This is a genomic window from Enterococcus malodoratus (genome assembly GCF_027659535.1).
Lineage (GTDB): Bacteria > Bacillota > Bacilli > Lactobacillales > Enterococcaceae > Enterococcus_A > Enterococcus_A malodoratus.
Window position 1 is genome coordinate 132,212 of record NZ_JAQDPG010000003.1, and the last position, 13,396, is coordinate 145,607.

General features: G+C 36.4%; 15 protein-coding genes. All 15 read right to left on the minus strand.

The features are described 5' to 3' along the window. Positions 1–8: 8 nt before the first annotated feature. A complete protein-coding gene (locus tag PGP85_RS06510) occupies positions 9–2,783 on the minus strand; it encodes a sigma-54-dependent transcriptional regulator (RefSeq protein WP_270326629.1) in 2,775 nt (924 codons plus the stop codon). A gap of 407 nt (positions 2,784–3,190) precedes the next feature. Next, entirely contained in the window at positions 3,191–4,630 is a 1,440-nt protein-coding gene (locus PGP85_RS06515; RefSeq protein ID WP_270326631.1) for a TrkH family potassium uptake protein, read from the minus strand. Positions 4,631–4,642: 12 nt separating this feature from the next. After that, positions 4,643–6,049: a Trk system potassium transporter TrkA gene (gene trkA / locus PGP85_RS06520; protein ID WP_143068146.1), complete on the minus strand. Its 1,407-nt coding sequence runs from the start codon at positions 6,047–6,049 to the stop codon at positions 4,643–4,645. Between the two features lie 249 nt (positions 6,050–6,298). Further along, positions 6,299–6,565, minus strand: coding sequence for a SemiSWEET family transporter (locus PGP85_RS06525; protein WP_090404605.1), 267 nt, complete (start codon positions 6,563–6,565; stop codon positions 6,299–6,301). Positions 6,566–6,908: 343 nt separating this feature from the next. After that, the gene (locus PGP85_RS06530) at positions 6,909–7,340 is read right to left on the minus strand and encodes a hypothetical protein (protein ID WP_270326636.1); all 432 of its coding nucleotides are present in this window, start codon (positions 7,338–7,340) and stop codon (positions 6,909–6,911) included. Beyond that, positions 7,337–8,302 carry a hypothetical protein gene (locus PGP85_RS06535; protein WP_270326637.1) on the minus strand — a complete coding sequence of 322 codons (966 nt, stop codon included), beginning with the start codon at positions 8,300–8,302 and terminating at the stop codon, positions 7,337–7,339. The genes PGP85_RS06530 and PGP85_RS06535 overlap by 4 nt, the downstream gene beginning before the upstream one ends. 179 nt (positions 8,303–8,481) lie before the next feature. After that, a complete protein-coding gene (locus PGP85_RS06540; protein ID WP_258956414.1) occupies positions 8,482–9,168 on the minus strand; it encodes a hypothetical protein in 687 nt (228 codons plus the stop codon). 78 nt (positions 9,169–9,246) lie between these two features. Then, positions 9,247–9,792 carry a hypothetical protein gene (locus PGP85_RS06545; protein ID WP_270326645.1) on the minus strand — a complete coding sequence of 182 codons (546 nt, stop codon included), beginning with the start codon at positions 9,790–9,792 and terminating at the stop codon, positions 9,247–9,249. After that, positions 9,792–9,977: a hypothetical protein gene (locus tag PGP85_RS06550; protein ID WP_090404593.1), complete on the minus strand. Its 186-nt coding sequence runs from the start codon at positions 9,975–9,977 to the stop codon at positions 9,792–9,794. The genes PGP85_RS06545 and PGP85_RS06550 overlap by 1 nt, the downstream gene beginning before the upstream one ends. 302 nt (positions 9,978–10,279) lie before the next feature. Further along, positions 10,280–10,504, minus strand: a complete 225-nt coding sequence (locus PGP85_RS06555; protein ID WP_270326648.1) for a hypothetical protein — start codon at positions 10,502–10,504, stop codon at positions 10,280–10,282. Positions 10,505–10,647: 143 nt separating this feature from the next. Further along, positions 10,648–11,058, minus strand: coding sequence for an ArpU family phage packaging/lysis transcriptional regulator (locus tag PGP85_RS06560; RefSeq protein ID WP_270326650.1), 411 nt, complete (start codon positions 11,056–11,058; stop codon positions 10,648–10,650). 104 nt (positions 11,059–11,162) lie between these two features. Next, positions 11,163–11,306, minus strand: coding sequence for a hypothetical protein (locus PGP85_RS06565; protein ID WP_270326651.1), 144 nt, complete (start codon positions 11,304–11,306; stop codon positions 11,163–11,165). Between the two features lie 4 nt (positions 11,307–11,310). Further along, a complete protein-coding gene (locus tag PGP85_RS06570; protein WP_270326653.1) occupies positions 11,311–11,655 on the minus strand; it encodes a hypothetical protein in 345 nt (114 codons plus the stop codon). After that, on the minus strand, positions 11,652–12,488 hold the full coding sequence (locus PGP85_RS06575; protein ID WP_270326654.1) for an ATP-binding protein: 837 nt from the start codon (positions 12,486–12,488) through the stop codon (positions 11,652–11,654). Before PGP85_RS06575 ends, PGP85_RS06570 begins: the two co-directional genes overlap by 4 nt. Before the next feature lie 4 nt (positions 12,489–12,492). Continuing rightward, the gene (locus PGP85_RS06580) at positions 12,493–13,395 is read right to left on the minus strand and encodes a DnaD domain-containing protein (protein WP_270326656.1); all 903 of its coding nucleotides are present in this window, start codon (positions 13,393–13,395) and stop codon (positions 12,493–12,495) included. Position 13,396 lies beyond the last annotated feature (1 nt).

The window sequence follows — 13,396 nt, forward strand, 5'->3', positions numbered from 1 at the left end:
TGTATTATTTATACAATAATTTCTTCGTTATTCTTAAGCAATTGATATATATAGTATCGTTCTGATGTCGGAATGGTGATTCGCAACTGGCTTTCCAACTCGTTTAGGCCACGATTCATCACTACATTATCGGTCACATTTTGATAGATTCGTTTTGACTCATCGTCAATTTTCAATGGTTGCTGCAAAATGCCACGTTCAATCGTTCCGGCCATGTGCATCACAAAATTCACCATTAATGCATAGTCAGAGGAATGACCTTCACTCTTAATTACAGTTTTAGCCAAACGCCACAACGGATCGATCAATTTATTAGGATTGATGAATGTAAAACTTTCCTCCATAAAAGTAATACATAGCTCTCGCGCTTTACCCGCGTCTAAAACAACCTCTTCTTGTTCAGATAAATCATTCTCAAGCAATAACTCATCCAAAATTTGATCGGCCTTTTGATTGATAAATTTCTCCATCGGAATATAGGGTGCTCCTACCTTGGGGTCCATAATACCAGTCGTTGCCAAAATTTTATACTCTTCCTTGAAGACAGGAACCTTCGATTTAATATCTGCAACGGCTAATGTCAACACTTCAATATGTTTCAAGTTTCGTTGTTTCAATGGACGCTCAATAATTTCTTTCAGTCTTTGGGCAGTCCCTTCACCAGAAGCACAAATGGCTAGAATCGCCTGCTTCTCTTGCGGCTCATTCACTTCTTGATTCACATGTCCATATCCGCGGAACCCCTGTAATGATTCATACAATTCATCCACACCTGATCCTAGAACACTCGATTTTCGAGCCGCTTCAATCAGTAATGGCGTTGTGACCATATCTAAAGTACAAACATCGATTCCTGTGTCTTTTCGAATTTCTTCATTAAAAGTAGCCAAGGAGCCCATGTCCACCATGATCAATACACCGCTGCTTTCATCGATCTGTGTCACGGCCTCACGCATCTTCTCATAAGCAACACGCGGATGCATGTCTAATGGCATATCCACCGCAATGATATTTGAAACATCTAGCAACTCGCGAACGACTTGAGCCATAGAAGTTGCCGTACTATTTCCATGTGCTGCTACGACCACACCGATTTTACCAGAGGACTGATCCTCTCGCAGGGAAACTAGCAAGACGGTTAAATAGTAATCTTCACTATCTGGAATGACTACTTGGAACTCTTTTTCGACCAGACAGCGGATTTCACGAGCTACCGCAAACTCGGTAGGATAATCTTTGGCCATCTCACGAATATTATCGTTGGTTTCACGCGTTTCTCCCACATGTATTTTCTTCAAGAATGAAGAAATATGAAGGCTCATAGCATAAATAAAGTTTTGTTGGAAATGTGTCTCTAATCGTTCGCCAACTAACACAGCGATTTTGTTACTGATGTCGATTACTCGTTTATCGACAAACTCGGTCAAGCGAGTCTCAGTATCAAAGGTAAATCCATGGTCTTTATAAAATGATTTCAAATGAACATTAATATCAGTAGAAATAAAATGATTAATGGTTTCTTGATCTAAGCCTTCCGTTTTTAACAAGGCCGCTTTGTCTCCGATGATATCATACAAATTATACGGCAGCTCATACGTATCCGTTTTAATTAACTCGTCGATCTCATTTGGAGTGACTACCATTTCCGGTTCAAGATACGGTGAGATATCAGTTGTCTTGATCCGATCAGCAGAAAGCTGAACCAACCCCGCTTGAATCCCTTCTGTTAGGTCATTCAACGTAATATGGATCTCTTCTTGCATCATGTGATTCATAAACCCGCGTGCGCAAATCAACTGCACATTGGATTTCAACTGTCCGACATTTCCATAAGAAACACTGCCTAGTAGAGCTTTTACGACGTCCTCAGATAAAGTAATCTTTCGTTGAATCCGATTTGCCTCTATTGCAACCATTACCCGCACCAAATCTAACTGCTCAGCCGCTGGTCGACTGCTGAAAGCAGGCATTTGAATATTGATCGGGATACGACGAACAAAGGTATCCAGTAAAGCTGAATGCGGATCTTCCGTTGTAGCTCCTACAATTCGAACATTCGCGAAACGATTTTTTCCTGATTCTCCAAGTCGACTGTACGTACCGTGATCCATGAAATAAAAAATCATTTCCTGACCTTCTGGTGGTAAGCGGTGAATTTCATCTAAAAATAGCATCCCGCCATCGGCTTTTTGGATTAGCCCATCCTTCTCTGTATCTGCACCAGTAAAGGCACCTTTCTCATAACCAAATAAATGACTCATCAATAGTTCTGGATTATTCGCATAGTCAGCACAGTTAAAAACGACCAACTCGCGATCAGCTTCCACAACACCTTCCGTTTGTGCGAATTGGAACATCGCGTGAGCGAAAAACGTTTTCCCAGAACCTGTTGGGCCTGTGATCAAACAATTCAATCCGCGCGGGGGATACAAAATAGCTGCTTTGGCTTGTTCAACAGCATTACGCATACTTCCAGTAGAACCAATAATTTGAGTAAAAACATTTCCTGTATTCTGACTTAAGATTTTTTTCTCCGGCGGTTCCACAACTGCTGCCTGTGCTCGAGGGGCTTCTGTGTCAAACGACGTTTCCACTGATTGGGTCGAAACAAAATAGCGAACAGGCCTTCCATCACTTTTTCTTAACTGGCCATCCTTAACAAGGAGATTCAAATCTTTACTGGCATTTGTCCGTTGAATATCCAATGAATCCGCTACATCTTTTGTCGTTACATTTGCATTTTCCGAAACAAAGCGATAAATGCGGTCAATCCGTCGTTCCATTCAGTCACCTACTTTTTTTAGTGTATCTATAGTATTAATCATCTATAGTTTTCATTAAAATGTCAAATATTTCGCTGTAAAATAATACACTATATTTTTTAAAAATGAAAATTTTAGGGAATTTCTCCACTCGCTCTTTTAATAACTTTAACATTTTTTATAATTTCTTAGTACTTTCTATCCCTTATCCATTTACTCGAATCATGTTCCTTCTATTATATAGAGAAGATAACTGCGGTTCTTATTCTGATTGAAAAAAATAATTATTTTTTCTGGAAATCTGTCAACCAAAGTATAGTATTTATTTTCGCCAAAAGAAACCTTAACTTTTTTGATGTAAGACAAATTGTAATAAAAAAATCTTATCCCAAAACCTGGAATAAGATTTTTTTCTAACGTTTCGTTCATTAACTCTTCCAAAATGATTTTGAAAAAAGCAGCAGAATCGGGAATATCTCCAATCTTCCCGCCAACATCGCAAATGACAATGTCCATTTAGAAAGATCCGATAAAAAGCCGAAATTCCCAGTTGGACCTATCGCTTTAAAACCTGGGCCAACATTATTGATGCACGTTGCTACAGCAGAAAAAGTTGTTTGAAAATCGATATTCTCTAACGAAAGAATCATTAACGAGCCGGCAAACACTAGAAGATAGAGCACCAGGTACGAATGGATATTTCCAATCGTTTTAGGTGCGATGGCTTCGCCTTCGAAATTCAAAGTCGTAACACTGCGGGAATGAACGATTCTTTTCATTTCTTGAATCGCGTGTTTGGTCAGCATTTGGATGCGCGATACCTTAATCCCGCCACCCGTTGATCCCGCACACGCGCCGATAAACATTAATAGCAGCAGAATCACTTGAGAAAACATAGGCCATAGATCATAATTGGTGGTCGTAAACCCGGTTGTTGTGATAATAGAGGCCACTTGGAATACTGCATAGCGAAAAGCTTTCAAATAGGAAGAATACTGCGTCGAGATATTGATCGTGATCAATATCGTCGATACCGCGATAATCCCTAAATACCCGCGCAGTTCCTCACTCTTTAATACGGGAGCGATTTTTCCGATTAAGAAGAAATAGATCAAATTGAAATTGATACCAAATAGAATCATAAAGACAGTAATCACACCATCAATATAGGCGCTGTTATATCCGGCAATCCCGCTATCGCTCATCGCGAAACCGCCGGTTCCAGCTGTCGCAAAGGAATTCAAAACGCTGTCAAAAATCGGCATCCCGCCTAGCGCTAATAAAACAATCTGAATCAACGTCAAGACAGTATAAATTACATACAAAATTCGCGCAGTTACTCGAACTTTGGATACTAACTTCCCGATCACTGGACCAGGCATCTCTGCCTTCAAAATGTGCATCGTCCGACCAGAGGCGATTGGAATAAAAGCAACGGTGAAAACTAAAATACCCATACCGCCGACCCAGTGAGTAAAACTCCGCCAAAATAAACTCGCCTGACTAATATTACTCAGTGTGGATAAGATCGAGGAACCCGTCGTGGTAAATCCAGAAACTGTTTCAAAAAAGGCATCCGTAAATGAAGGAATTTCTCCTGAAAAAACAAACGGCAGTGCCCCAAAAAACGATAGCAAACACCAGCTGACACCAACAATAAAAAAACCTTCCTTGGCATAAATATTACGATTCTTCGGTTTTTTCCAACTCAATAAAAGCCCGACAATAAAAACTAGTGCCGAGACAGCAGCATAAACGATGGCTATTTTTTCGCGATAAATCAGCGAAACAAGTAGTGGCAGCAATAGCAAAACAGCCTCTACCTTCAACAGCTTGCCTAGAGTAAACAAAATCATTTTCTTATTCATAGTGATTCCCCGCTATCTCCTTACCAGATCATTCAAACTACAAATTTTCCGATCCGTCGTAATAATCACGAGATGATCTTTTAGACGAATCTCTGTATCCCCTTTTGGAATGACAAATCCTCTTTCTCTAGAAATTGCCGCAATCAAGACATTATTCTTCAATTTCAGTTCAGATACTTTTTTATTTAAAAAGCAGGTTTGCGGTGTGACCACAAATTCCATTGCATCCACCTCGTCATTGAACAAATGATGTAGTGTCTTAACACTGCTATCGTCATCCTTATTATTTTTCGCCCGTACGTATCGCAAAATGTGAGTCGCGATAATATTTTTAGGCGAAATGACACTATCAATATCCAATTGATCTAAGACATTCATGAAATTCGTCCGGGTCACTTTGGCTACTGTCTTTTTGGCTTTCATTTGTTTAGCGTAAAGAGAGATTACGATGTTCTCTTCATCAAGTCCTGTTAATGCAAGAAACGCATCCACCGACTCAATACCTTCTTCAATTAAAACCTCTTCATCGCTGCCGTCCGATTCAATGATTGTTGCATCAGGAAGCATGATCGATAAATCCAAACAGCGCTTTGGATTATTTTCAATAATCTTGACTTGGATTCCGTGTTCGCTTAATTGACGAGCCAAATAATATGCGATCCGTCCACCACCAACAATGATGATCCGTTTGGTCTTTTGCTCAAATAAATTAATATTTTGACAAAAACGAACTAAGTCACGATGCTGACCCATAACGTGAATGCGATCCCCTTGTTCAAGAACAAAATTACCATCGGGAATAATCAGTTCCCCTTTACGCCGTACCGCACAAATCAAAACATTCGTTTTAGATACCTTGTCTAAGCGATTCAAGGGAACACCAATCAGCTTAGCGTTCTCCTTAAGCCGAAATTCAGCCAGCTCGATTTTTCCGCCAACAAAAGTATCCACTTTAAACGCAGAAGGAAATAATAAAATACGACGAATCTCATTCGCCGCTTCCAACTCTGGATTAATGATCATCGATAATCCTAATTGATCCCGCATAAAGGAACGCTGTTTCAAATATTCAGGATTTCGAACGCGGGCGATCGAATTTTTCGCACCCATTTTTTTCGCCATCAAACAAGCTAAAATATTCAACTCATCTGACTGCGTAACCGCGATGATGATATCTGCATCATTGACTCCTGCTTCCATCAATATATCGTAAGTCGCACCATCTCCTACCACACCCAATACATCGAACTGGTTGACGATCGACTCTACTTTTTCCGCATGTAAATCAATGACGACGACATCATAATCATAATCCTCATCAGATAAATACTGAGTCAGTGCTTTACCAACTTTCCCAGCACCTAAAACTAAAATTTTCATTCTATCCTCCTGTTTAAATTTGATATTCTTAATCTCCATTCTAGCCTTTTATACAGGGGAAAACAACGGACTTTTGGTAAAGACTCATACCAGCTTTATTCAAAACAACACGCTGTTTTAAATATTTTTGGTAAATAAAAATAAGTAAGTTTTTTTATGGCGCATAAGTAATAAAAAATTCGGATTTAGCCTAACATTTGAAACAGAAATTAATTTCATCACAAAACAAAAAAGCATCTAAAGCAGAATCTCTACTTTAAATGCTTCCTCAACAAATCTTTGTAATTTCTACATTATCGCTGTAATAAACGTGATCGCCCCTAGAAAAACACCAGGCACATTCGCGATTATAATTGGATAATCTTTTTTCTTCTGCATGGACGCGTAAATCACCCAAAAGATACAGTTGACCATCGCAACCATTGGTTGGATAGGATTTCCCTTGTCTCCCGCCAAGTTATTCATAATCTGCGGGATGTACGAAACATACATCAGCACTGATAAGACTGATGCGATTCTTCCAAAAATTAATACTGTCCGTTCTTTTTTATCCACAAAAACACCTCAAACTTCTTTCCTTAATAAAATAGTACCGTAAGAAAGAAAAAGAAGCGAAAAAAAAGCCCTAACCCTGATAACAGGATTAGGACTTTGAAGTTCTTAAGCTTCTTGAGCGACTGGGTAAAGAACCCAGCACCTTTAGGCTGTATTTACTAAGTGTAATGACCCGCTATTTCAAAGGCTTTCTAAGCCAATGAACTAAACTGAATAAAACTAAGTGTAATCAATTTTGTAATCAAAAAGTGTAATCAAATTGACCTGGGGCAGCCGTTCACTTTGTGGGCGGTTTTATTTTCGCCTTTAACACGGTATTAAGTATATATGCATTCCTTAATCTTTATTTTAAAGAAGAAGCTATTTCTTTTAAAATCATCTTTAGAATATTAATTGTTATTATGACGCACGTAATTCCAATTCCTATCCATAAATTCATAAATACTTTAGATATCATAGTACTAGATGTAGAATTGATAAAAAGTCCCATTAAAGATAGACCTGATTGTAAAAAATAAAATATAGTGCCCATAACAACACTTTCTAGAATTTTATTATAAACGCTAGTAATAAGTCCTTTCCCTTTAGAAAAAGGAAAGAATGACAGTCCTAAAATTAAAATTGCTGACCCAATTGCAGCAAAAGATAAACCGGAACTCATTATCTCTTTATAATTTATGAAGCTTTTAGGAGAAAACTCAAATTTGAAATAGCAAAAAACAGTGGTTACTAAAGTTACTACAATATAACCAAGATTTCTTCTCACATCTATCACTCATTTCTTCTCTCTATGGCCCTTATTGTCTGTTCAAATAAATCTAATTCTTTACGTCTGCCTTTATATGCTCTTTCAATCGATTTAAACATATTATTGACCGTCAATTTACCATGGGAATCTAACATGATATTTTCATCTAGAAAAGTTATTCTTTCACTTACAAGATCAATAATTTGAGGCTCATCATCATGCTCCCCAATTACACGCAATGTGCTTGCTTCTATTTTTTCGTTTCCAACTAATTTTTGTAAACCACCTATGATTTTCTTAAGCTTACCATTAAATGCAGTAGATGAATTCAGTTTAATATACACTTTGTCAGATTCGGCATCAAGTAAAAGGTTTTGGGCATTCTGGGCTGTTGTATTTGGATTTTTGATTCTTTTAACATCTGCTATTTTAGCTACTCTTAACTCAACTTCTTTGGGATTATCCATTAAATTGACTTTATTCAATGATGATCCGTCTACAATTATTGAGATTTGAGCGCCTCTTTTTTTTGTAGCTTTATATAAAAATTTTTGTAATAAATTTTTTCCAAATCCGTCTCTATTGGTCGGGATGATAACAACAGAGTTAAATGGATTTAACAAGACAACAGTATCTGTAACCGGACCTTCATCTTCGCCGGAAGCGTAGTATTGCCGACCTTTATTTATGTCAGCAGTCACATTCGCTACACTAGACTCCTTTTCAGTATCCACCTTAGAAAAATTAATTACCCAGTAATAATCATTTCTAACAACTTCATCTATATAAATTTTTTCTACTTTGCTTATCCCTACAAAGACTTGCTTATAGCACTCTATCGGTTTTACATCTTTCCCTTCTTGTAAAGATTTATAAATTGATTGGAAATAATTATCTAGATGCTTTAAGTCATAAGATTTTTTTTCCTTTAAAATATAATTAATAGAAAAGAAATCAAATCTTTTTGTTGTAGTCTTTTTTTTTGCCATAATAATCTCCTCTTTCTCATACCCGCTATGTCAATTAAACCAAAAGAAGGCCATGAAAACAAGCGTTCTCAAAACCTTCTCAGCAGATATAATCATAAGGATTATGACAACATTATACCACAAAAAAAGAACGTACGTTCACGGAATGTGTCTTATATTTGATAATTTTTAATCCTCAATTATACTTCCATTTCCATCATCAATCTGCCAACTTCATTTTCGATCGAATCTAAAATGCTTTGCGTTTCATAACTAACCTGATGAATATCATCAAGAAATTGTCCTATAGTGTAATTATCTGGAATTTTTTTATCAAATTTAACTGGGTCTGTAATTTCAAGTAGCCCAAGTATTTGATCAATATACAAATCAATTATCCTAAATTTTAAAGAAGAAGCATACACCCACTGCTTCTTTATACGAGGAAAATAAGCCATATTTATAGTAATCTTTCTCATAACATTTCTATTAAAAAAATCATCTTCAATCTGTGTGCGGTAGTCCTTAAACCTACTTTTTTGCTCATCAGTAATATCATCAATTTTTGTATTACGCAGCAGTGATTCTATTTCTAAACTTACTTGAGCATTGTTTCTTGCATATTGGACGACTAACTCATAAAGATCTGCAAGTTTTTCTAACTTGAAACGATAAAGAAAGTTTGAATTATTAAGCTTTTGACTATATTCATACTGAATACGTAATTTTTCAATTTCAGATGTGATTTGTTTATCTATTTTTGCTTGTTCACTTGCTATATTTCTTTTGGAAACCTTATTTGAAATATATCCAGATAGTAGAACAGTTAGAATGCTACCAATTAAACCAACGAAATCACTAGGATGCTTTAAAAAATAATTTACCATCAAACTCACCTCGATATCAGTATACCAAAAAAGCCAGCCTTTACAGACTGACCATAAAATTATTTTTTTAATGATTGTTTATGACCACCCGTGTAAAGCTCTATCATCAAGCTGGTGGATCGCATGGGTAACACCGTTGTTAAATCTTTTATAGGTGATCGCACCATTTAATTGCTTTTTAGCATTGTCATCAATGTAAGGCATCAAGGTAGAAATATCCGAACGAATTTCTTGAGAAAATTGGCTGTCTAAATCAGAACCTTTTTTAATAAGTTCATTGATTGCTGCAACGTGCTTTTCAACTTCAGTCAAGACTTCTTTCTTAAATAGCTCTTCGCCAGGTTCGGCCATCTTATCAACCCAGCCGCTTACATCATTATTGTTTAGCAGAAGCTCATTGCGCTGCCTTAGTAAAGATTTTTTCTCTTTACCAGCTTCTTCTAACTCTCCATTGATTTCAGCTAACTTCTTAGCCTTGCCAACAAAGAAAGACTTCCCTTTTACATCCGACTGCTCATTCTCTAATTCTTGAATAGTGGTATTTAATAACGCTAATTGATCATCAATATCTTTAAACCGTGCTTGTTGCTCTGCTAGTAATTCTTTTGTGATTTCATAGTTCATTATTTTTTATCCTCCTCTTTTTTTAGTCCTAAGCCTTTTTTTACTTCATCCATGTTTGGATCCTCATCAAACACCTTTAACACATCATCCACATACTGATCTAAGTTCTCTGGATCAAATTCAGTACCGATTTTTTCAATTACTTTTTTTAAGTCTTCTTTGATTTTTGGATTTTTCGCTGCCATTATTATTTCCTTCTTTCAATTATTTTTTTGTATTCAGTTTTCTATGTGCTTTTTTAAAAGGTCGAATAGACCCCATAAATATAGGATTTAATGACAGGTTTTGACAAGTTTTGACAAGTTATACCATTTTAATTTCAACATTTTTCAACATGCTAATTTTGGATAATATAAGATTTAGTAGTAGGTTTTTTGACCTATATTTAAATGCCGCCAGCATACCTTTTAAGGTAAGGTTTAGTAAGGTTCTTAGTTCCTATTGATATGAGATTTAATACTACATTTTACTATATTTTCTGTACCTACTATTTGAGTTGTTTTGCAACCTCTCGTAACCTACTACGGTTAAAGGTTTCAATATCACTTTGATCAATAAAATATTGCAACCTAAGCCTATAAAGTAAGTTGGTATTAAATCCATGCTTTTCAGCATTTAGATTACCAAACGGAGCGCCACCATTATTCCCTAAAGCATTTTTGTTTCCATAAGGCGCACCACGTTTAGGCTTGTGCTTTTCTTTTGCTGTCATCTGCTCACTTCCTTTCAGTACCCTTGCTCTTATTGCCCCTTATTTTTAGTTCTAAGGCGTTTTAGCTTTTCCGCTTATACATTTACACAAATATCAAAATACGAACTGACGTTCTTTATCAGGCGTACTGGACAGCTAATTAATTATTTCCACACAAGTAATTCACCATTTTTATAAGCATAAGCAAATTGAATTAATGCCTCACTCTTTAGTCGTTCGATAGACCGTTCACTATACTGTAATTCCTGCCCTATTTTATAATTAGTGCATTGTGTCGCTAATAAGTAAGTGAGCTGGATGATTTTCTTTTCGCGATCTTCTAACCGTTCTACCGCTTCAAGTATTTCTAGACATTCCCGTTCTGCATCCAATCGCCTGATAATTTTGTTCTCTAATCTATCGGGCTGAAATTGGCCTTTGGGCGTATCATCAATTTTTTGGCCAGCTAAAGTGATTCTTTTCCCCGCTTGCCTCTCAAGTTGCCGATACATTCGTAAAATTTTTCGAGTGTTGCTTTTCGTCTGCTTTTCGTCTAAAGGCCTTGTTAGATCCATACCGTAAGCTCACCCCATATACAAAATAAAAGACGGATACAAACACCTACCCAAAATCTCACTGGTAAGTATTTATATCCGCCTGTTTTCAGGTAGGATAATGATTAAACTTGTGTTTTTTTACATTCTTCTACTAACTTAATTTTACCATCATGAAAGGTTAAAATCACTTGTCCATACTGTGGTGGAATAATTTCTAGTGACTGATAACCATCAATGATTTTAATCAGTGGATCCTTGTTCTCCAACGTGCTAAGCTCCCTTATGTTCCGATATTTTTAATCCTTCATGCCAATTATTTAAATCTGCTGATTCAATTTGATCAATTAACTTGGTCATGTCTTTTACTTGTGCCTTGTAAGCTGATAGGCCTTCTATGCGCTCTTGTTCTGTCTCAGCAATAAAGTACCCTCTATCTTCACCACTTCGCTTAGCGCAAACTGGAACGCCTTTTTTTCGTAGGCTATTGATCACTTCATAAATGGTACGTTCATCAAGTCCAACTAATTGGCCAACATCTCGGATAGCGATCTTTTGACCGCTACCCACTGGAATAACATCTAATACATCACTTTCAATGGCTGATAATTGACTCATCCAATTGCTCCTTTCCTTTTATCTCTAATTCCTGAAAAAGTAATTACCTTGATTTTATGGCTCATCCTTGAATAGACCCTAGGATCTAATAAGTTTTCTAATTCTCTCCAAGGAATGTTGCTTGTAATAATTGTCGGTTTACTCTCTGCTCTAGCATCCATTACGGCATATAATATTCTTGCAGAAAAATCTGATACTTGTCCTTGAATGGATAAAGGATTTATTTCGCTCGCTATATCATCCAACACTAAAATATCTGCTTGAGTCATTTGATCAATAAACTTTCCTTCACTGTCATTACTCATCTGATTGCTATAGCTTGCTCTGATTCTTTGCTGCAACGTTGGGAAGTTCATAAACAAGCATTTCTTTCCATTTGCTAAAGCATTGATATTTTTAATCATGCTACTAGCTAAATGCGACTTACCAGTTCCTGGTGCACCTTGCAAGTACACTGTCATAGCTTCTCCACTAGCTAATGGTTCAATCAATAGAGTTGCTTCTTGTCGAATGCTTTTCTCATTATCAGTTTTAGTGAAAAATGTTTTAAAACCTTTGTCCAATACTGATTTATTTGATACTACGCTATTTTTATAAAGATATTTTCTTCTGCCTTCAACGCTGTCAGCATAATAGGCTTCACTGTTTTCTTTAGAAACTAGCCCGTCTCGCCCGTCTTTATAACAAACAGGACAGATAACCCGACCATCGGGAAGCATCATTTTTTTATAGCGTGGATGTTTCTCACAATATTCATCAATTTCAAGGATTCCTTTTGAATGCTCCATGATGTTTTCCACTACTTCCTTAGATAATCCACTCAGTAAATCCATCTACTCACCACCCTAAATTGTCATATTCAGAAGAACCAGTATTTTCTAACTTGTTACCGATACTGTAATCCGGCCATTGACGTTTGTTGTTAGAAGATGAGTTCTTTTTATCCTCTGCTTTAACTTGATCCACTGTTAGATATCTTTGATTTTCCCAATTAGTTAGGATAGCTTTAGCATAGCCATAATTACGTTTACCACGTTCTACGCAAATAACTAAAGAATGAACAATTAACTCAATAGCAGCCGTAGTAGTAGCACCTATTTCTTTAAAGTCTTCTACCCATTTTGTAAAATGTTCAATTATGAGTGGCGAAATTGTCCCAAAACCATTTTGTTCCCAAAAGGTAAAAACTGTTTTTAAAGATTCTTCCTTACTACTACTGTTATCTACGAATTGTATATCTACGTTTCTTATATCTTCATTTCCTATATCTACGTTTTGAATACCTACGTTACTACTACTACCTTCTCTTAACTTGTCTTTACTTAACTTATCTTTACTTAGGCGGTCATCTTGCTGACTTTTGTCAGACATTTGTCTGACAACTGACTGACCGTTCTTTTTAGTTGATTCTTTATACTCAATATCAGGAACTATTTTTAGTAAAAGATTTTTGTATACACTATCTACTTTTCTATCCGATCTAATAGTATTTTGCTCATTCCAATCGCTTATATACACTACCAAATCTTCATTCAATAAATAGACAAATACTTTTTCAACTAATATTTTCAAATCGTCCTCAGTAGCTCCAATAAGGCGCATTACTGGAAATGCTTCTACTACGCCATCATCATCCGTATTTAAAACTAAGTGGAAGTATAGATTTTGAGTAGTTGGTGGCATCCTTAAAAATCTAGCTGTTCTAACTACTGTATTACTGATCATTCTACGATTCGCCACA